This window comes from Arachidicoccus rhizosphaerae, assembly GCF_900107765.1.
Taxonomy (GTDB): domain Bacteria; phylum Bacteroidota; class Bacteroidia; order Chitinophagales; family Chitinophagaceae; genus Arachidicoccus; species Arachidicoccus rhizosphaerae.
The window spans coordinates 11,636-33,413 of record NZ_FNQY01000036.1 but is presented as its reverse complement, the minus strand read 5'-3'; the positions used below and the strand labels follow the sequence as shown (position 1 = coordinate 33,413).

16 protein-coding genes are annotated in these 21,778 nt (G+C 41.2%); 10 read left to right on the top strand and 6 right to left on the bottom strand.

The window, feature by feature from the left end; all coding sequences use genetic code 11:
- A partial coding sequence (locus BLU80_RS18405) for a transposase (RefSeq protein WP_139188206.1) occupies window positions 1–272 on the bottom strand: 272 nt, incomplete at its 3' end.
- Between the two features lie 186 nt (window positions 273–458).
- Here BLU80_RS18405 and BLU80_RS18400 point away from each other — a divergent pair.
- Window positions 459–725 (top strand): hypothetical protein, encoded by a 267-nt coding sequence (locus BLU80_RS18400; RefSeq protein WP_139188205.1) that lies wholly within the window; start codon window positions 459–461, stop codon window positions 723–725.
- 204 nt (window positions 726–929) lie between these two features.
- Here BLU80_RS18400 and BLU80_RS18395 read toward each other — a convergent pair whose 3' ends face one another.
- Complete coding sequence (locus BLU80_RS18395) at window positions 930–1,340, bottom strand: DUF4267 domain-containing protein (RefSeq protein WP_091401311.1); 411 nt, start codon at window positions 1,338–1,340, stop codon at window positions 930–932.
- A 67-nt stretch (window positions 1,341–1,407) separates the two neighbouring features.
- On the bottom strand, window positions 1,408–1,983 hold the full coding sequence (locus BLU80_RS18390) for a Crp/Fnr family transcriptional regulator (RefSeq protein WP_091401321.1): 576 nt from the start codon (window positions 1,981–1,983) through the stop codon (window positions 1,408–1,410).
- 720 nt (window positions 1,984–2,703) lie between these two features.
- Between BLU80_RS18390 and BLU80_RS18385 the strand changes: the two genes are divergently transcribed.
- On the top strand, window positions 2,704–4,128 hold the full coding sequence (locus tag BLU80_RS18385; protein ID WP_244519012.1) for a NarK family nitrate/nitrite MFS transporter: 1,425 nt from the start codon (window positions 2,704–2,706) through the stop codon (window positions 4,126–4,128).
- 102 nt (window positions 4,129–4,230) lie between these two features.
- Here the strand turns inward: BLU80_RS18385 and BLU80_RS18380 are convergent, their stop codons facing one another.
- On the bottom strand, window positions 4,231–4,695 hold the full coding sequence (locus BLU80_RS18380) for a hypothetical protein (RefSeq protein ID WP_091401309.1): 465 nt from the start codon (window positions 4,693–4,695) through the stop codon (window positions 4,231–4,233).
- A gap of 489 nt (window positions 4,696–5,184) precedes the next feature.
- Here BLU80_RS18380 and BLU80_RS18375 point away from each other — a divergent pair, with 489 nt between their 5' ends.
- The 3 genes from BLU80_RS18375 (at window position 5,185) to BLU80_RS18365 (ending at window position 8,770) form a co-directional block, all read left to right on the top strand.
- A complete protein-coding gene (locus BLU80_RS18375) occupies window positions 5,185–6,159 on the top strand; it encodes a ribonucleotide-diphosphate reductase subunit beta (protein WP_091401308.1) in 975 nt (324 codons plus the stop codon).
- A 51-nt stretch (window positions 6,160–6,210) separates the two neighbouring features.
- Entirely contained in the window at window positions 6,211–7,932 is a 1,722-nt protein-coding gene (locus BLU80_RS18370; protein ID WP_091401306.1) for a ribonucleoside-diphosphate reductase subunit alpha, read from the top strand.
- Window positions 7,933–8,020: 88 nt separating this feature from the next.
- Window positions 8,021–8,770: a sulfite exporter TauE/SafE family protein gene (locus BLU80_RS18365; RefSeq protein WP_091401318.1), complete on the top strand. Its 750-nt coding sequence runs from the start codon at window positions 8,021–8,023 to the stop codon at window positions 8,768–8,770.
- Here BLU80_RS18365 and BLU80_RS18360 read toward each other — a convergent pair.
- Window positions 8,748–8,993 (bottom strand): hypothetical protein, encoded by a 246-nt coding sequence (locus BLU80_RS18360; protein WP_091401305.1) that lies wholly within the window; start codon window positions 8,991–8,993, stop codon window positions 8,748–8,750. The genes BLU80_RS18365 and BLU80_RS18360 overlap by 23 nt on opposite strands.
- A gap of 335 nt (window positions 8,994–9,328) precedes the next feature.
- Between BLU80_RS18360 and BLU80_RS18355 the strand changes: the two genes are divergently transcribed.
- The 3 genes from BLU80_RS18355 to BLU80_RS18345 are packed head-to-tail and all read left to right on the top strand — an operon-like array spanning window position 9,329 to window position 12,965.
- Window positions 9,329–11,482, top strand: a complete 2,154-nt coding sequence (locus BLU80_RS18355) for a cation:proton antiporter (RefSeq protein ID WP_091401303.1) — start codon at window positions 9,329–9,331, stop codon at window positions 11,480–11,482.
- A 41-nt stretch (window positions 11,483–11,523) separates the two neighbouring features.
- Window positions 11,524–11,982 (top strand): NUDIX hydrolase, encoded by a 459-nt coding sequence (locus BLU80_RS18350; protein ID WP_091401301.1) that lies wholly within the window; start codon window positions 11,524–11,526, stop codon window positions 11,980–11,982.
- 47 nt (window positions 11,983–12,029) lie between these two features.
- Window positions 12,030–12,965 (top strand): helix-turn-helix domain-containing protein, encoded by a 936-nt coding sequence (locus BLU80_RS18345; protein ID WP_091401300.1) that lies wholly within the window; start codon window positions 12,030–12,032, stop codon window positions 12,963–12,965.
- Between the two features lie 167 nt (window positions 12,966–13,132).
- Here BLU80_RS18345 and BLU80_RS18340 read toward each other — a convergent pair whose 3' ends face one another.
- Window positions 13,133–16,423, bottom strand: a complete 3,291-nt coding sequence (locus BLU80_RS18340) for a S41 family peptidase (protein WP_091401298.1) — start codon at window positions 16,421–16,423, stop codon at window positions 13,133–13,135.
- 276 nt (window positions 16,424–16,699) lie between these two features.
- On the opposite strand from BLU80_RS18340, the gene BLU80_RS18335 reads away from it, so the two are divergent.
- Window positions 16,700–17,020 carry a DUF6660 family protein gene (locus BLU80_RS18335; RefSeq protein WP_091401296.1) on the top strand — a complete coding sequence of 107 codons (321 nt, stop codon included), beginning with the start codon at window positions 16,700–16,702 and terminating at the stop codon, window positions 17,018–17,020.
- Window positions 17,021–17,336: 316 nt separating this feature from the next.
- The gene (locus BLU80_RS18330) at window positions 17,337–21,734 is read left to right on the top strand and encodes a CusA/CzcA family heavy metal efflux RND transporter (protein WP_091401294.1); all 4,398 of its coding nucleotides are present in this window, start codon (window positions 17,337–17,339) and stop codon (window positions 21,732–21,734) included.
- The last annotated feature ends 44 nt before the right edge of the window (window positions 21,735–21,778 follow it).

The window sequence follows — 21,778 nt, the reverse complement described above, 5'->3', positions numbered from 1 at the left end:
TTTTTTAGAAAATCATTAGCTATTTTAAGTCTTCCTATTTCTGCATATAGATTCTCTTTTAAGGCCTGATCCTCAGACTGATCAGCAGGTGCATCCTTCTCAAAAACGAGACTGGCTTTGGCTAAAAACTCTTTTTTCCACGTGTTTATTTGAGTGGGGTGTATGTCATATTTCTTACTTAGTGCTTCTATGGTCTGCTGCTCTTTAATGGCCTCCAAACAGACCTTGGTTTTGAATTCTGAGGTGAACTTCCTGCGACTTGTTTTACTCATTTTTGAAAGGTTTTACGTTATAAAGTTATATCTTATTAACCTGTCCAAAAAATGGGGTCCATTATATTCTTCCATAATTCGTCTTTCGATGATTCAACAATATTAATTATTGATACAATTGTCTATAGTCCTGTGCATAATAAGTTGGCTTTCATTTTGATATCAAAAAATCCCACGGCAAAGCAAATGATACCCAACAATGATGAATTTAAATGGTATTATAATGGGACAAGTTATATAGGTAGACAAAAAGATAGCGATTATTTGCTGGAAGAAATTGGCTCAATGTTTACGAATTCCCATGATTTTGGAGATCTATCAAATCGCATCCACGGAGATCGCTTTGAAAGATTTAATAAAAATAAAATAGATAATTATAAATATAACTTAAATGACATCCGATTCTGGAATAGTCCAATATGGAGAAAACTTGATAGTTTAGCTAGCCATTAATTGAATTAATTTGAGGAAAGGATTTAGGAATAGCTTTTGAAGCGGTAAAAGCAGTTGGTTTTGGTGCCTTAAGAGGCAGTATAGCTGATGGACTGGTGGGGGGCATAAATACCAACAAAAGCAGTTCGCTATTTCTGGAATAGAAAAATGGTTGAAAATACTAATAGCAATAATTGGATAATCCATGTGCCGGAATTTTCTTTCTTATTTTTTCTTTCCGAATAAAAGATAACAGGTGAAAATTATATAAAGGACGGTCAGATCATGAATTAGCATATGAGTCCAGTTTTGAATACCGGAGACTTTCCAGACCAGTATAAAATCAGTAACAGGGACAATAATGACCATCGCCAATACCCAGGCAACTGCACGCTTCATTCTGAAATAAAGTAGCGGCAATAAAACAATTCCTGAAAAAATATCACGAATTCCCTTTATATAACCAAACGGTATGTCACGGGAACTGTCAAAGGAAATACCAAAATCTGTGGCACTTTGTTCCGGAATAAAAAAGAATTTGAGTCCCACCATGATAATCATCAGAGCAATTAAAAGAGCCATCCAGAAAGACGGGTTTTGGTAACCCCAATTTTGCGTTGCATTTGTTGTTTTCATAAATAATTGTTTTTTTGAAAACACAAAGATCTAAAGGAGTCATTTTAATTTAATGCACCTGAGTTAACTAATGGCTGCTGGTGATGCGACGACGAATCCTGCTTAGGGACTGAGGCTTTACGCCTACATAGGATGCAATATAAAACTGAGCAATACGCTGTTGTAAATCCGGGTAAGTGTGGATAAAGTTAAGATATCTTATTTCCGGCGGATCTGTATAAAAAGACGCAACCTGTCCTATGGCCTGCAAATAGACCTGTTCAATGGCTAGCCTTCCCAGGCGCTCTCCATTTCTAATTTCTTGATAAAATCGCTGCAGGTTGTCATAATCAATGCTCCAAATAATGACATCTTCCAGTGCCTGAATATTGACTTTACTGGGAGACTTGGGTAGAAAACTCATATAATCACAAACAAATTCATTTTCTTTATTAAAGTAGGTGGTCTTTTCCTCCCCGTCTAAGTTGACGTAATAACGGACTAAGCCTTTTTCTATAAAATAGACTGAGCGGCAAATGTTACCTTCTTTCAGCAAAAAATCTTTTTTCCTGAATTCCTTTCTTTGAAATATTTGACCGACTAAATCTTCTTCTTCATTTGATAGCGGGATGTAAGTAGCAATGGCATTTATAAGTGCTTCCAAGGTTAAAAAGTTTAAGGAAATAAATATAATCATTTTAATGGCATGTGCGCATACACAATACACAGCAACCATTCAAAGCTTAAGTTGGTATTCCTATCCGTAAATGCTCCAGATTATGATGTGATTTACCACCCGAGAAATTTAAGGAGCGGCGGCAAGTCCTTTTCTTAAATATTTACTTTCATTCGATTTTGAGAAAATGGGGCCGATACAATTTTGAATCCATAGCTTGAATGGACAATTACATTAATAAATATAATTATACTAAATAATTAAATATAATCTTATTAATGTATTATTTCTCTTTTTTAATAATTGTTTTTAATTTTATCTAAATAATTATTTACAAATGACCTTTATTAATAAATACATGCTAATTAAAATATAATATATAAATTAAATTAATATAAATATCGGGTCATTAAAATTGCACATCTGAATAATTTCAATTATCTGGAACAGGTACCCTAATAACCCTTTAAACTTTTTCTATGCATTTACATTTTTATCAGCCGCTCCTTTAAAGCGCTTATTATTTAACAAGCACCAATGCTTATTAAATTTTGCCTGTAGCCTGTACTTTAAATTACAAGGGCTACCGCTAGACTATTGCCTGGACTATCCAAATGAATCCCTGGAAATGCTCCAACGGGACAGTCTATAATCCGATGACAGCATTTAACTGCTCCCTCTCACAATATTGACCTCAAAAAAACCACTATGGACAATTTTAAAAAATTTGATGACATAACAAGCCGTAGCCACATGGCAGGCTCATCGCTGCCACTCACCAAACTGAATATTTTTTCTTTGAAAGGCATACAGATGCGCACATTCCATATTACCTGGTTGATGTTTTTCATCTGCTTTTTTGGATGGTTCGGACTGGCGCCGCTCATGCCAACCATTCGGGAAGACCTGCACCTCAGTAAGGCACAGGTTGGTGTTTTAGTAATTGTATCTGTATCCACCACCATAATAGCAAGGCTTATTATCGGTGTACTATGTGATAAATGGGGGCCAAGAAAAACGGCCATCCGGTTATTACTAATAGGTTCTCTGCCTGTTATGCTGGTGGGTCTGGCTAAAACTTACACTGTATTTTTAATTTTCAGAGGTGCTATTGGCATTATCGGTGCAGCCTTTGTTATAACGCAGTACCATACCAGTCAAATGTTTGCACCCAACATCAAAGGCACGGCCAATGCTGTCACTGGTGGCTGGGGGAACCTGGGCGGAGGCATTACCAATATGGTCATGCCACTTATTTTTACTGCCATTATAGGTTTTGGTTATTCTCCGGCTCAGGCGTGGCGCTATGCTATGATTGTTCCAGGCTTGCTTATGTGGCTGGTGGCCTGGTTATACTATAAATACACGAAGGATACGCCTGCCGGTGATTTCGCTGAACTGCGAAAAGTATCCCCTGCAAAAGAAAAAATCGATTGGCGAATTTTACGTAACTGGAAAATTTGGGCACTGGCACTGGCGTATGCCATGTGTTTTGGGGTAGAAATAACTTTTGACAATGTTGCCTCCATCCATTTTGTAGATCAGTTTGGGCTCAGCCAATCCAGAGCTGGCTTCTGGGCTGGTGTTTTTGGCAGTATGAATCTTTTTGCCAGAGCGCTGGGCGGCATTTTTTCTGATAAAATCGGGGCGAAGTATGGCATGCGTGGCAAAGGTCGTTATCTGGCAGCCATGCTGGCTTTGGAAGGCATGGGTCTGATCATTTTTGCCCTGGCCGGTAATTTTTTAATGGCTATTATCTCCATGATAAGTTTTGCTCTGTTTTTGAAAATGGCCAATGGGGCTACCTATGGAATGGTTCCCTTTATTGATAAAAAAAATATGGGAGCTGTTGCAGGGGTAGTGGGAGCCGGAGGAAACCTGGGAGGTATGCTCTTTGGATTTTTATTTGCCAGCCAGATAAGTTACAGCCAGGCATTTATTTATATGGGCATTGTTATTTGTCTGATTTCAGTAGTTATTATATCAACAAAATTCCAGCCTGCCGTTGATGTGGGTGAGAATGAAGACCTGGATGAGGATAGCCTGTCAGACAATAAACCGTTAATAGATATTTTTGATCCCGAGACTGATCCGGCTAAACTGATGGGGAACGGTATTCCCAAGTTGATTTAATTTATTTATAATCTTGCGTTTTCCTTTTCTGAAAAAAGCCACCTCAAAATGAGGTGGCTTAACTATTCACTACTAAAAAACAATGTATACTGGTAAATTCGTTTAGGGTCTGATGTAATGGATAATAAATTTGTAGTTAGAACTATCCTTATAATAGGATGGACTCATATCTAAAGTTTCAGGTCCTATTTTAAAATAAAATATTGCGGGCTGGGGAGCGTCATTGGTCAGCATCCTGGAGGATTGATAGATAATACTATCATATGCCTGGATCCTGCCAAAGCCATTAACAGCCTCATTATGTCCTAAGGTAAATTCTCCAAAGTCCGTGGTATCACCCTGATTGATAAAATAATATTTTCCATCACTTCCCATTAGAATGGTATCTTGGTTTGGTTTATACCCTGCGGCAAATTCCACCGCTTCCAGTCCTTCAATATCCTTTATCGCCCATTTTCCGTACACTGTCGGCTCAACGGGACAAATGGTAATTTTATTCACTTGTTCTTTTGAACATCCTGCAAAAAAGAAAATTACTCCAAACAACAGACCGCCATATTTTCTCATAATTAAAGTGGTTTTTTAACAGAACGTCCATAAATCGGCATTCGCTACAAATTATGGTAAAATTTCATAAAATTGTTTCACTCCTTACCGCCGGGATTGAAGAATTCCTCCTCAGATCCATTTATTTTATAATACAAGCATTATTAATATAAATAATATGTAAATCCTGGTTTACACGTATTTCAGGGGCGTATGGCTCCATGCCTTATTTTTGGGAAAAAGACCGTTTCAGAAGTGACAATTTCCTTGCAGAAACCATAAATAGTAAAGTTAGAATTATATGTAAAACCATCTGATTCATAAGGAATATAATCGCAATAGTTTATTATGCACACCTGTTGATTACTTTAATTAAAAAATTTGCCATGAATGATGAACTTTGACTTTGTTCTGAAAAATCAGTTCAATCCCTTAGTCATTTGTTATTTTGTTTTGCATCATAATTTTAATGATACAGGAAGCTTATTCACACTTTAATTTTGTAATAATATGGGACTTTTTGATAAAAGAGTAGCGTATAAGCCTTTTGAGTATCCTGAAATACTTAAGTTTACGCAAGCGATCAATACTTCATTTTGGGTACACTCCGAAGTCGACTTTACGGCGGACACTCAGGATTTCCATTCCAGCTTAAATGATGCAGAGCAACATGCCATCAGAAACAGCCTGCTGTCCATCGCACAAATCGAAGTTGCCGTTAAATCATTCTGGGGTAATCTTTATCATCATTTTCCAAAACCGGAGATTAATGGCCTTGGCGCTACTTTCGCTGAATGCGAATTCAGACACTCTGAAGCCTACAGCCGTCTTCTGGAAGTATTGGGTTATAACAACTATTTTGAAAATCTGCTCAAAGTTCCCGTAATGCGGGAGCGTATCTCTTATCTGTCCGAGGCGCTGCAGACAGCCGGCTCTCACGATCAGAAAGAATATGTCACCTCTTTGATCATGTTTTCTATTCTGATTGAAAATGTCAGCCTGTTTAGTCAGTTTGCCGTTATCCTGGCATTTACCCGTTTTAAAGGGTTGATGAAAAACGTCAGCAATATCATTGCCTGGACCTCTGTTGACGAGCAGGTACATGCCAATGCCGGTATCTATCTGGTGAATCAGCTCCGGGAAGAATATCCTGAGATATTCACTGCAGAGCATCTGGACCATGTCCGCAACATGGTGAAAAAATCTATTGAAACCGAAGAGCGGATTCTGGATTGGATCTTCAGCGCGGGCGAAATTGACATTATCAATAAGCAAGATCTGGCTAATTTTATGAAAAAAAGAGCAGATGAAAGCCTGGTGAAAATTGGCGTTCCTGCTATTTTTAATGTAACAGCCGACGAAATTGCTCCTATGGTATGGTTTGAAGAAGAGGTCTTTTCCAATACACTGGATGACTTTTTTGCAAAACGTCCTGTAGATTATACAAAACACGACAAGAGTATCTCAGCTAATGATTTATTCTAATTAATTTGACACCATCACACCTATTTGTGTACCATATAAAACCGAATGCACATGACCAATTTATTTGAAACAGCGGCAGCCGCTAATGCCCAGTCCAACGGACCGGCGCTCATCCAAAACTACGAACATGAAAAACTCTGGTGGAAAAATGAGGAGAGTGAACGCATTCTTAATAGCGGCTATCTTTTAAAAGGAGAAACGGTAGAAGGAGCTATCGAAAGAATTTGTTCAGCAGTCGCTCAGCGTCTGTACAAACCCGAGTTAAAGGACGCTTTCAAAGAAATTGTGGAAAGAGGCTGGATGAGTCTGAGCTCTCCGATTTGGGCCAATATGGGAACCGAAAGAGGTCTGCCCATCTCTTGCTTTAATGTACATATTCCGGATAATATTGAAGGAATTACGCATAAACTGGGTGAAGTTATCATGCAGACGAAATTGGGAGGTGGTACTTCAGCTTACTTTGGAGGACTTCGCGAACGCGGCAGTTCCATTACAGATAACGGTAAAAGTACCGGGGCGGTTAGTTTTATGCGCCTGTTTGACACGGCAATGGACACCATTTCACAAGGAGGAGTGCGCAGGGGTGCCTTTGCTGCTTACATGGATATTGATCATGGTGACATCGAAGAATTCCTGTCCATTAAAGATATCGGTCACCCCATTCAGAATCTGTTTTACGGAGTCTGCATACCAGATTACTGGATGCAGGAAATGATTGATGGCGATATCCGTAAAAGAGAAATCTGGGCCAAAGTTCTGGAAAGCCGCCAGCAAAAAGGACTGCCTTATCTGTTCTTCTCCGATAATGTCAATAAAAACAGACCACAGGTCTATAAGGATAAAAACCTGACCATCCACGCATCCAATCTGTGTTCAGAAATCATGCTTCCTTCCACGGAAGATGAATCATTCATCTGCTGCCTGGCTTCTATGAATCTGGAACTTTATGATGAGTGGAAAGATACCGATGCGGTTAAACTGGCAATTTTCTTCCTGGACGCCGTACTTCAGGAGTTCATCGTTAAGTCTGAAGGTAATTTCTATTTAGAAGCTGCCCATAAATTTGCCAAGAGACACCGCGCCTTAGGTCTTGGTGTGCTGGGCTGGCATTCTTATCTTCAAAAAAATATGATTCCTTTTGAAGGCATGCAGGCCAAACAACTGACCAATGCCATTTTCAAGGACATCAGTGAAAAAGCTGTAAAGGCCAGTCGCGACCTGGCATGGATTTATGGTGAACCTGATTTGTTGCAGGGGTATAACCTTAGGAATACAACCCTCATGGCCATTGCACCGACTACTTCCTCATCAGCCATATTAGGACAGACTTCTCCCGGAATTGAGCCCTTCAGCAGTAACTACTATAAAGTAGGCCTTTCCAAAGGGAACTTCATGCGTAAAAACAAATACCTGAAGCAATTACTGGAACAAAAAGGAATTGACAATGAGGATACCTGGAGAAGCATTATGCTTAACCATGGATCTGTACAACACTTGGCAGAACTTAGTGAAGAGGAAAAAGAAGTATTTAAAACCTTCAAAGAAATCAGTCAGCTGGAAATTATTCAACAGGCTTCCATACGTCAGAAATACGTGGATCAGTCTCAGAGCCTGAATGTGAATATCCCGTCCAACCTTCCAATCAAAGAGGTGAACCGGTTATTTATCGAGGCCTGGAAACTGGGCGTAAAAACTATTTACTATCAACGCAGCCAGAGTGTCTCCAAAGAAATGGTTACTAATCTGGTGAGCTGTAAAAGTTGCGAAGCATAACTGAAGGCTCTAACTTGTTTTAATTTTTGATATTTAATTTTTTCAGATAGCCGTTTTGCTCGGGCAAAGCGGCTATCTGCTTTATATTATGCAATTTATTCCGGCAATTATTTTAATCAGTTTTCTGGCCAGTTTCATCAGGTCAGCTTTTGGATTTGGTGAAGCCCTGGTGGCGGTTCCCTTACTTGCCCTGTTATTACCTTTATCAGTGGCCGTCCCACTGGCCCTTATGCTCTCTGTTTCCATTGCCCTGTTAATCCTGATTCAGGATCATCAGCATATACACTTAAAGGATGCCAAGGCTCTCATCTTATCCGCCATTCCAGGTATTCCACTTGGATTGTTTTTAATGCTGCAGGTAGAAGAGCAGTGGACAAAATTGCTCTTAGGTTTATTTATCGCGGTTTTCGCCCTCTATAGTTTACAAAAACCTGTTGTGAAAAAGCAGCCACACCAAAAAAGAACGGTATTGCTCATACTGATGGGGTTTCTCTCCGGGGTATTAGGGGGCGCTTACGGACTAAATGGGCCGCCGCTGGTATTTTATGGAGACAGAGCGGGTTGGAATGCAACACAATTCAGAGCTACCTTGCAGGCTTACTTTTTACCGGCAAGCGGAATCGCATTATTATGCTTTTTTGCAAAATCTCTGGTTACGCCCATAGTCTGTTATGACTTTTTAGTTGCATTGCCTGCCGCCTTACCGGCTATTTATCTGGGACGCTGGTTAAATGCTAAATTGTCTACCCGGCTATTTTTTAAAGTCGTTTACCTTTTACTACTGTTAATAGGAATCTTATTATTGATCCATTCCCTTATTGGTAAGCTTGCCTGGTAGTGCTATCCACACCAACCGTCGCAGTGTCTTTCGTATTGCCACTGCCGGCCGGAGCATAACCATTTGGTTGGCCGGGCAATGGGCTGTCGCTTACGGTCGGGCTATCGGGCATTCCTAAATCATTGGGGTTATCGTTGAGATGTTGCCGGTCTCCACGTCCGCAGCCAAGTATTAGAGTGGTAGCCATAATGAGTATTGTGTATTTAATGGTAGGTATTTTCATGATATTACTTTTATATAATCTAGCCACAAAAAATGCTCCTAATGTAAAAAAGATCCAATTTTAACACCGCAACCTACTCCACAGTCCGGGCGGAAGTAATCAAAAAAGATAAAATTCAGGAATTTAATCCTGCTAATTTATTTGGAAAATTTAACGTTTTGCCGTCTTTTCTGCGAAAAAACATCGAAAACCAGGTAAGTTATCTATTAAATAACCTGCTTTTTTTATTCAGATTTCCTATCTTTAATCCAGATAATTACTTAATTATTTATAACGATTAATGTGGCTTTTATTACCTGATTTACCCTAGTTATTAACCACAGAACAAGTCCTGCATGCAGCAAATTTTTCAAAACCTCATTAAGGAATTTCAGCTACCATTGTCTAGCCCTGTGCTGATATTTTCCTTAATTCTGTTTATTATTCTTTTTGCGCCCATTGTCTTAAAAAGATTTAATCTGCCCGGCCTGATTGGGTTGATTATCTCAGGCATTATAATTGGTCCAAAAGGTCTGGATATCATTGCTAATGATTCTGCTATCCATTTATTTTCTACAATAGGTATTCTATATATCATGTTTATTGCCGGGTTGGAACTAGACCTGCAGCAATTTAAAAAACATCGTAATAAAAGCCTGGTATTTGGTTTTTTTACGTTTTTTTTGCCCCTGATTATAGGATACCCGGTATGTCGCTATATACTGGGGTATGATTTTGATGCCAGTTTTCTGACGGCCAGTATGTTTGCTACCCACACATTGGTTTCTTACCCCATTGTCAGTAAGCTTGGTGTTTCTAAAAACATATCCGTAGCACTGACGGTAGGAGGGACCATTCTGACGGATACAGCCGTATTGATTATACTGGCCATTATTTTGGGCAAATCCAGAGGGGGTTTGTCTGAAGAGTTTTTTATTAGTCTGGGGATTGCCATTATATTGTTTTCGGCCTTTATGTTCCTGGTCATTCCAAGAATCGCCAAATGGTTTTTCCAGAAAATGGAAAGTGAGAAACATGCGCACTATATTTTTGTATTAGCTGTGGTGTTTTTTGCAGCTTTTCTTTCTCAGGTTATTGGATTGGAGCCAATTATCGGGGCCTTTGTGGCAGGCCTCGCGCTCAATAAATTAATACCGGAGTCCTCGGCACTCATGAACCGCATAGAATTTATCGGAAATTCCCTTTTTATCCCCTTTTTTCTGGTTGCCGTCGGCATGCAGGTGAATATTCAGGTAATCACGGCAGGTCCGATGGCCTTGTTGGTAGCAGGCACCTTATCCATTGTGGCTATCAGTGGTAAATGGCTGGCTGCCTGGAGTACTCAGAAAATTTTTAAATTGTCCAAGGATCAAAGAGGCATCATCTTTGGCCTAAGCGGCTCGCATGCAGCCGCAACACTGGCCGTTATCCTGGTAGGGTATGAAGCAAAAATTCTGGATGAAAACATTTTAAACGGAACCATTATCCTGATTCTGATTACTTGTATTGTGTCCTCCTTGGTCACTGAACGGTCCGCTAAGGCCATTTTAATCGAAAATGAAACCAAGGGTATTGAGGCTGAACAAAAGGAGACCGGTAATAAAGAGAATATTATTGTGACCGCCTCTAAAGCCATTAAATTTGAAAAATTACTCGAATTGGCTGTCCTGATTAAAAATAAAAAATCACAGGCGCCCATTACCATATTATCAGTCGTTCCCAATAATCAGGAGGCAGAGGAAAATATCCTGAAATCCCGTAATAAGCTCCATGAATTTATTACGCTGGCATCTGCCACGGAAGTCAAGGCTAATATTGTAACCACATTAGACCACAACGCAGCTAGTGGTATAGCCAGGGTAGCTAAAGAATCCATGGCCGATTTAGTCATTACCAGTTGGCCGAACAGGGCCCGTATGTTGGATTTATTTATAGGAGAAAAAATGGAAGGTATTATTCGCAGTGTAGATAAAAATCTTTTTATTTGCCGCCTGCAAAGTCCGCTTGTTGCAAATAAGAGAATTGTCATTGCATCACCACCATTGGCTGAACTGGAAAGAGGGTTTGATCTATGGGTGCATAAAGTCATCCGGCTGGCAGAAGAACTCACGGTACCTGTATTTCATTATGGACATACGCATACCCATAGTGCCTTTAAACAGAAGCTTCATAAAATGGGCGTGAATATCTCTTATTTTTACCATGGCTTTGAAGATTGGGATAATTTTGTCAGCTTTACGCGGTTTGTCAAACCGGAAGACTTATTTGTCGTGGTATCCGCAAGAAATGGCTCAGTCTCTTATATGGGCGTACAAGACCACCTGCATTATAAATTGGACAAGTATTTTGAGCAAAACAATAAAATCATCATCTTCCCTAAACAGGAAGGCATGATCACAGGGGATGACAATTATGAAGAAATCAATTTAAGTCCGCTCAACCGCTCTTTAGATGCCTTTGAGCTGTTAGGAAAAGGGATTAAAGATTTCTTTAACAAAAAGCAGCCTTAAAATGGACCTGGAAATCAATCAGGAAAACTTAGCTTTTCTATATGCAAAATAATCTAAATATAAAGAATTCTTCCTCTGGGGTGAATCATGCCTTAAACACCATCCCTACGGCCGGTCTTCTGGTAATAGAAGATAACAAACTTTTACTGGCCTACAGTAAAAATAAAAAAGCCTGGTATTTGCCAGGCGGCAAGCTGGATCATACAGAAACGCCCATGCAGTCCTTAATTCGGGAAATAGAGGAGGAGTTAGGGGTGCTGCTAAGTGCGCGGGAGCTGGAATATTTTTATCATATCACCGCCCCTGCATTTGGCGAAAAGGCTGGAACCATGATGGAACAGGATTGTTTTATAGGCCCGGCTAATAGAAATTATCAGCCGACAAGTGAGATTGGAGCTATTCGCTATTTTTCCTTAGCGGAATATAAAGAACAGTCCCCTGTAGTGCCGGGTGTCATCATGGCTTTTGAAAAATTAACCTCGCAGGGACTCATCCGGTAAGCCGGCTATTCATTTTATGAAAATTTCTGTTTATTTTTACCCATACAATGACCCCTCATAAAGCTACGACCCTGGAAGAATTTTACCAGGAAATTGCAGGTAATTCATCTCAGATGCTGGAAGCCTTGTTACCGCCTGATTTTCAAAAAGAAGTGGGGCATTTTAATGTATTTGATATTCAACAGACCTATAAGCATGCTATTGAAAAGAAAATTATGCCCTATAATCGCAGGGCCTATTACAAAATAAGTTGCATGCGTGGCAAAAACAGGGCTGAGTATGCAGATAAGATTATTCAAATAGAGCAGTACGGATTGTTATTTGCAACGCCAAAGGTACCTTATCATTGGTTTCCGTTAGAGGGTGTACCGGATGGCCAGTTTTGTGTTTTTACGGAAGATTTTTTAGCCCCTGCTAAAACAGGATTACAAATAGACTCACTTCCCATATTTAACGCTACAGGCATACCCGTTTTTGAACTTTCCAAATCAAAATGGGAAGAGATCAGTCATATTTTTTTTAAAATGCAAAAAGAAATTATGGCGGATTATCCTTACAAATATGATCTGATCAGAAATTATGTGATGGAGCTGATTCATTATGGTCAGCAACTACAACCCAAAGAAAGTATCCGAATCCCACAAAACGCAGCAGAACGGATCCTCGGCTTATTTATAGAACTGCTGGAAAGACAATTTTCCGGTACAGAAACGCACAGGCTGACACTTAGAACCGCCAGCGATTATGCCAACCGGCTGGCTGTACATGTCAATCATCTCAATAAAACCATAAAAGAACTCACCGGTAAATCCACCACGGATATTATCAGCGGCCGCTTAATACAGGAGGCCAAAATTCTACTCAGACAGACTACCTTAAATGTTTCGGAGATTGCCTATACCCTGGGCTTTGAAGAAACCGCACATTTTTCAAATTTCTTTAAAAAGCATACGGGAACGAGTCCCAGCAATTTCAGAGTCTGATGGACCATCCATTTTTGATTGATTTAGCTTTCTTTTCTAACCGTAGGCCTCAACTCAATGGCAGGTAGTCGTATTTTCTTTAAGTCGTTATTAGGCCTAAAAAAGGTTCTGCCTCCATTTTTGAATTTGAAGGCAGAACCTGATCATGCATCATACAACCAAAGGATTTATGGTAATTGCCGCTGACCATTGGCCGCTGCTTCTTTCAACATTTCCTTAACTGCTGCTTCCAGTTGATCATCTTGTCCCTTTAAGAAATCCTCATAAGATAAGGGCACCTTAATATCTGGTTCGATTTGTAATCTTTCAGTAGGACGATTTTCTTTGCCAATAGTAGCTACCATCGGGATTCCAAAAATGAGAGTCGGATCTATTTGTCTTTCCCACCAAACGGCAGTCCCGGTTCCCGCTACAGGCATACCAATCAGTTTTCCGATTTTTAGTTCCTGATATGCGTAAGGGAAAATATATGCATCACTATAATTGCTTTCACTCATTAATACACAGCTAGGTTTTTGCCACTTATTTAAAGGTTCACCACCTTTCAATAAATTTCCCTGAGGCGCAAAACGCAGATAATTTTTTCCAGACAGGAAAGTTACCAGATCATCATGCAGCCATCCGCCTCCGTTAAAGCGGGTATCTACAATCAAGGCTTGTTTCTCTCTGTTTTTACCCATTACCTGGTCAAATGTCTCTCTAAAACTGCCATCATTCATTCCCTGAACATGTACATAACCGATTTTGCCTCCACTAAGTTTATCGACCATATTTTCCATAATCTTTGTCCAGCGCTTATACATGAGATCGGCTTCCTTACCTAGGCTGATGGGTCTGATCTTCTCCTCCCAGGTCTTTTTATCAGGACCCATGAGTGTTAAAAGAACATTCTTTCCTGCTTCATGATTCAAGAGAACCGCCCAGTCAATACTATCCGTAATGGGCTGGTGATTGATCTGCAACAAAATATCACCGGCTTTAATATTAGACTTGGTCCGATCAATGGGACCTCCAGCAATCACTTCCGTAATTTTAAGGCCTTTACCCATGTATGTTTCATCATATAAAAGCCCCAGCGAAGCGGTTTCATCCTGATTGGTGTGGTTAGGATAATAACGACCCCCTGTATGAGAAACATCCAGTTCTCCCAGCATCTCACTGAGCAGGAGGGCGAAATCATAATTATTATTTATATGTGGCAGGAATCTCTCATAAACTTTCTTATAACCGTCCCAATTCACCCCATTCATATCCGGTGCGTAGAGTTTTTTCTTTACCTGGCGCCATGCATGCTCAAAAATATACCTGCGCTCTGCGGTGGCATCCAGCATCATATTCCCGTCTATAGAAATAGGTGTTACTTTGCCAGACTCAACATCCACCTGGATCAATCCGCCATTTGAACTCATAAACAGGTTTTTCCCGTCTTTACTCATTTCCAAATTACTGGGAGATCCGCTTAATTTAGCCAAAATTTTGGTGTCATGTGATCTGGGCTCAGTCACCCAAAGGTCAAACCCCTTTTCAAAAGCCGTCAGGTAATAGAGTTTGGAACCATCATTGGACAGTGCATAATCGCTGATGGAAGAACTGTTTATCGTCAGCCTGACCTGCCTTTGCTCAAGATCGGTAAAATCAAGTTTCAGGATAGAATCCTTATTATCTTTGGCCGTACTATCTTTTTGTTTATTCGGGTCATGGGCAGTTAAGGCCGTGGTAACTTTATGGCCTTCTCCTTTGGCTGTATCGGGCTTGGCTTCTTTCTCTTTTAGCAGGGCATAATCTTCTTTGCTTAAAATAAATTGATCATAGGCCTCTTTATCAAAGAAAACACCATATACATCAACTTCCTGGCTTCCCTGGCTGGCCAGAGATTTTCTGCCTAGTTTGCTGCTTTCCCAGGTCAGCATCTTACCCCCTAAAGCCCATTTGGCATTATATTCTCCAAATCCGCTGTTGACGGGATAAGTAATCGTACCCGTACCATCTGCTGCTATGAGCGCTGTATTGCTGGAGGCGAAATACCCCATTTCATCATCTGTGATTATCCAGCGGCTATCCGGACTCCAGTTAAAATCCCAGTCACCGTCTGAATAGGAATGGTTATGACCCTCTGGCAATAGCGTAACCGTTTTCTTAGTGGCGATCGTGTATACTTTCAATACATTGCGCTCCTCCACGTAGGCAATCTTTTTACCATCGGGAGAAAGCTTGGGCTGATACTCATCCTTATCTGTTGCAATCAGTGGCTCTTCTTTAATAACTGTAGAAGCGTAAAAATAAGGTTCTTCCTTGCGGATTATCGATGCCTTATAAATATCCCAGCTATCGCCTCTTTCTGTAGCATAAATCAGGGACCTGCCATCCGGTGCCCACTGAACCATCCTTTCCTGTTCAGCAGTATTGGTTATACGTTTGGTTTCTCCGTCTTTTACAGCAGTCACAAAAACCTCTCCTCTGGAGACAAATGCAATTTCTTTCCCGTTAGGCGAGAGTGCAAATTCACTGATATTCCCGTTTACTTTTTTTTCTTTGGCAATTCCTGCATCTCCGTCATTGGATAGATTAATGATTACCTTATTGGGTTTGGCTCCCCCGCGCAGGGTATAAATTTCTCCGTTCCAGGTAAAACATAGTGTATTATCTGTGGACCGGCTTAAATAACGAACGGGATTGTCTTTAAAATCAGTGAGTAGAGTAGGGGCAGCATTCAGATCTGCCGTCTGTTGATACACATTTTGCGTTCCGTTTTTCTCACTCAGGTAATAAATACTATTATCGTCAGCTGCAAAAATCGGCTCCCGGTCTTCTCCTTTGAAGGCACTGATTTTTCTATAGGTATTCTTTGCAATATCCATGACCCAGATATCTCTGGTCACGGCAGAAGTCGCGTGCTTTCGCTGATCACTTTCATACCCTTTAATATCTTCAAAAACAATTTCATTGCCTTTAGCATTATAATGAGCAGTGGACATACCGGCAGCACTGACTAGCAAAGGGCGGCCTCCGGTAACCGCAACGGTATAGACCATCGGAAACAGCGAGGAGCTAAACCGGACACTCTTAGCCGGTGCATTTCTGGCAGATTTAAACAGTACCTTTTTATTATCTGGTGAAAAATCATAAGGATAATCACCTGCACTGTTCATCGTAAGCCTTTTGGGTGTTCCTCCGCTGGCCGGCATTACAAATACATCAAAATTACCGTATCTGTCGCTGGCAAAGGCGATTTGTTTTCCATCATGACTCCATACGGGCATCATATTATGTGCATCAAAAAGCGTTAGTGGAATGGCTGTCCCTCCCTGAGCACTGACTGTATACAGCGTACCCTTATATCCAAATGCAATGGTTTGCCCATCCGGAGAAATGGCTGGATTTTGCAGCCATAGCGGGGTGATCTGTGCCGACAAGGCTCCTGTCAGCAAAGTGCATATCCCCAAAAGCAGTTTTTTCATGTACTTGAAAAGATAAAAGTGGAAAAATTAGTTAGAGTGTAAATATAAGAAGATTATCGCAGTTTAGGCATCTCTTTTCATTTGAATAAATGGTTTGATGAAGATTAACCGAACTCATTATTAGCGTCTTAGGATAATCGGTATTATAAAATAGTAACCTATAAGCGCACCCGTCAAAATAGCGTTTTGCAACAAGGTTCCTAAGGACAATTTAAAAATTTGCCTGTCTTTTAAAAAGTTATGTAGTCCATTCAAAGTTTAGTTATCTTTGACCATATGAAGCTGATGGCATTTTTTTTATGTATAACGCTCATGGCACTTTCTGTAATGCCATGCAGTGATATACATGCACAGCCTGATCTTCATAGGCAAACCACCTTTCAGGAACCTAGTAGCAACCATGGCGATCATCAGGATCATTGTAGTCCTTTTTGCCTGTGCAGCTGCTGTGCCAGAACGCTCACACTGGAAGCCACCGGACTTATTGTCACCAATTTATCTTCTCTTGCTCCAATCAAAAAAAACAAATACTGGATTCAGAACGAATCTTTTGACGGCCAGTTTTTTGCCAGCATACTGCAGCCTCCTAAATTATAATGCTTTGATTTAATGCGGCCAGATAATCTTCCTTTTTTGTATAGTACTGATTAAAATTCAGGCGATAGGTTTTCCTGTAAATATTTAATATAGCCGAAACAAAGCAATGCCTCCCGGCTTTTGTGGGTAAATCCTCATGTGGTTGGCTAATCCATAATACCTATATCGTACTACCATAGACTGAAGCGTCCTGGTCTTACTGATAAAGGCTGAATAGCCTGCTATCAGTATTGAACGGCGGCCGCCTGTCAACTTTTCACTTTTTAGGAAAGAGACAGACCAAACAATTTTTAATGATCCCAAACCTTTACAAAAAGTGTTAGACCGAATTATAAAATTCAGCATTAATAATAAGCTGATTATTGGATTTTTGACCGTTGGTCTCATTATCTGGGGAACCTGGAGCGCTTTTAAATTACCTATTGACGCTGTTCCCGACATCACCAATAATCAGGTGCAAATCATTACCAACTGTCCTACACTGGCCAGCCAGGAAGTGGAACAACTGGTGACATCTCCAATAGAAACATCCATGTCCGGCCTGCCGGAAATGACAGAAATGCGCTCATTTTCAAGATTTGGCATTAGTGTCATCACCCTGGTATTTAAAGACGATGTGGATATTTATTTTGCCCGTCAATTGATTGCAGAAAGACTTAAGACTGCGGAAAAAAACATCCCACCTGACATCGCAACACCGGAACTTGCTCCCGTTACCACAGGCCTTGGTGAAATCTACCAATATGTGATACATCCCAAGAAAGGCAGCGAGGCCAATTATTCAGCCATGGATTTAAGAACCCTGCAGGACTGGGTCGTCGCCAGAAGGTTAAAAGGGATTGAAGGCGTAGCCGAAATAACAGGATTCGGCGGGATTTCAAAACAGTACGAGGTGGCGGTGAATCCGGACCGGTTAAAAGCCATGGGAGTTACCATCACAGAAATCTTAACTGCACTACAAAAAAATAATCAGAATACCGGTGGCGCATATATAGACAAAAAACCGAATGCGTATTTTATCAGAGGGGTCGGCATGGTAAAAACCCTGGAAGATATCGGGCAGATTCCCGTGAAGACGAGCCCGGGCGGCACAGCCATTTTAATCAGAGATGTTGCATCCATTGGTTACGGCGCCCCGCCCAGATACGGCGCTATGACTTATAACGGAGAAAAAGAGGTCGTCGGCGGAATTGTGCTGATGCTTAAAGGCGCCAATAGTAACGCGGTTGTACAAAACGTCAAACAAGAAATCAGCCAGATTCAAAAATCCCTGCCGGGCGATGTTATGATCGAGCCTTTTTTGGACCGCTCCAAACTGGTCCATAATGCAATCAGTACCGTTGAGCGCAATTTGATAGAAGGAGCATTGATTGTAATTTTTGTACTGGTTATATTTTTAGGCAATCTGAGAGCTGGCCTCATTGTAGCTTCTGCCATTCCGCTTTCCTTATTATTCGCCATGGGACTCATGCGGGCATTTGGCGTAAGTGCCAATCTGATGAGTCTGGGTGCCATCGACTTCGGACTTATCGTGGATGGTGCAGTCATTATCGTGGAAGCTACTTTACATCATCTCGGCCTTAGAAGATCCGACCAGTCATTAACAAAGGGTCAGATGGATACGGAAGTCTTCCAGGCGGCTTCTAAAATAAGGAGCAGTGCGGCCTTTGGAGAGATTATTATCCTGATTGTCTACATTCCGATATTAACATTAACCGGTATTGAAGGCAAAATGTTTATTCCCATGGCCAAAACGGTCAGCTTTGCTATTTTAGGCGCACTGATATTGTCTCTTACTTATATTCCCATGATGAGCGCATTATGTTTATCCAGGCGACCACGGGAAAAAGTTAGTTTTTCGGACAAAATGATGCATTATTACCAAAAACGCTACGAGCCGCTATTACAATTAGCGATACGGTTTAAATACAGTATTATTATCACCACCGTGGCACTGTTTGCCTTTTGCATACTATTATTTAAAAACATGGGCGGTGAGTTTATCCCACAACTTCAGGAGGGAGACTATGCCTTTGAATTTGTATTGCCTCAGGGTAGCTCGCTGTCGCAGACGGTAGAGACGACCCTGCAGGCAGAAAGAATAATCAAACAATTTGACGAAGTTAAAATGGTTGTCGGTAAAACCGGGGCGGCTGATGTAGCTACCGATCCAATGCCCATGAACCAATCAGATTTAATTGTTGTATTAAAACCCAAAAAAGAATGGAAGATCACCCAGGATTTTTACGCCCTGGCAGACAGTATTCAGAAAAAGCTAGAAGTCCTGCCTGGCGTTATCAGTTCGCCCAGTCAGCCCATTCAGATGCGCTTTAATGAGTTGATGACGGGCATTCGACAGGACGTTGCCATTAAGGTTTTTGGAGAGGATCTGGATACGCTTGCGCTTACAGCAGCTAATATAGCCAGGCTGATTCAGCATACCTCTGGTGTCAGCGAACCATTTGTGGAAAAAACAGTAGGATTACCGGGTATTACGGTTCAGTATGACAGGTCCCGTATGGCTGCATATGGTCTTAATATACAGGATGTCAATGAGGTACTGCAGACGGCCTTTGCCGGTAAGGCGGCCGGACAGGTTTTTGAAAATGAAAGAAGGTTTGACCTTGTTTTAAGGCTCGACAGTATGTCCAGGCAAGGGATTGAAAACGTGGCCGATCTGATGATTCCTATTGAGGGGGGCAGCCAGATACCGCTGTCCCAGCTGGCAACGATCTCTATTCAGGAGGGGCCTGCTCAGATCAGCAGAGAAGAAGGCAAAAGGCGGGTGGTCATTGGATTTAATGTGCATAACCGGGATGTGACTAATGTCGTCTCTGATATAAAGCAAGTCCTGCAGAAAAAACTTATACTCCCTACAGGGTATTATCTGACCTATGGAGGTCAGTTTGAAAACCTGCAAAGGGCCAGTCAGCGATTAATGATTGCAGTCCCCATATCCCTACTGCTGATTTTTTTGCTGTTATACCTGACTTTTAAATCCATCAAACAAGCGACGCTGATATTTATGGCTATACCCATGAGTGCTATCGGCGGCATTCTGGCCTTATGGATCAGGGGCATGCCTTTTTCCATCAGTGCGGGCGTAGGTTTTATCGCGCTGTTTGGCGTAGCCGTATTGAACGGCATCGTACTTATCGGCACTTTTAATCATTTGAAAAGGGAAGGAATGGATGATGTGATGCAACGTATCATAACAGGTACAAAACAAAGATTAAGACCTGTGCTGATGACGGCCACCGTTGCTTCACTTGGTTTTTTACCCATGGCCATCAGCACAGGGGCCGGGGCAGAGGTGCAAAAACCGCTGGCGACTGTTGTAATAGGCGGCCTTTTAACGGCCACTTTCTTAACCTTGTTTGTTTTACCTCTGCTTTATCTGATCAGTCATGTTAAAACCCGCTTTAAAATGAATCATCTACTTAAAAGCCTGATCATTCCACTTCTGGGATTAATCACTAATACGGCAAATGCCCAACAACGAATACCAGGCAATGACAAATCTGTCATAATCGGGCAGGCCAGTGAGGCCATTGAATTGGCATTAAAAAATAATGGAAGCCTGAAAGCGGCTGCACTGCAAAGCAAGGCGGCAGTCACCCTGGAGAATACGGCTACGGAGCTGCCAAAACTAAGTGCATCCTCCAACTTGGGGCAATACAGCAGTAACAGCTTTGACAATAGTGTACAGATCTCACAAACCATTCCTTTTCCCGCTTTATTTAAAGCCAGACGCCTGCTAGCACAGTCTGAAACTACATTCAGTCAAATACAAAAGGATCTGGCCTTACGTGATATAAAAAAAGCCGTCCGGTTGCAATACTATCAGATTGTCTATCTGCAGCAAATTCAAAAAGAACTTAATTTTCTGGATAGCCTATATCAGGATTTTATCAGAATTGCCGAACTGCGGTATCACTCGGGAGATACCAAAGGGCTGGATGTGACCACTGCTCGGATGCAAAAGAGCGAAATCACATTAATGGCAGATGATAATAAAGTGCAGTTGCAGTCCGCTGTATTGCGTTTACATGCCCTGATTAATCTACCAGAAGATACTTTCTTACAGATAGCACCCATAGGCGTATTTACCCCCATTACCCTAGAAGAATTATTGGATTCCAGCCAGATGACAAAACTGGACCGGTTGCCTCGGATAGCCGCATTAAGACAAAAGGCGGTCATTGCACAAAATGATGCGGCTGTGGAAAAGGCTAAAAATGGTCCCGATTTTACCCTGGGATATGCCAATCAATCGCTGATAGGCTTTCAAAATATTGGGGGGCAGGAGCATTGGATAAGCGGCAATAAAAGATTCAGCTACCTGAGTGTAGGAGTAGCGGTGCCTCTTAGTTTTGGTGCAGGCAAGGCCAGGGTTAATGCCGGTAAGCTGAAAGCAGCCGCCCTATCCAGCGAAGCCGAACAACAGGCAAAAGAGTTGTCTGCTGCGATTCAGGGCCAAATACTTCTCTACCAGCAAAATTTCGCGCTGTATCAATATTTTAAGAGCACGGCTATTGCTGGAGCGGACAGCCTGGTGCGTGCATCCGAAGCAGGTTATAAGGCAGGGGAGAGCAGTTATATGGAATATTTGTACAGCCTAAAAACAGCCACCGACACCCGGCTGAATTATTTAAGCAGCATACAAGCCCTAAACACACTTTCCATAGACATTTATTCCTTACTGAATCATTAAATCGTCATGAAACAAACATTGAAACAATTAAATATACAATTTAT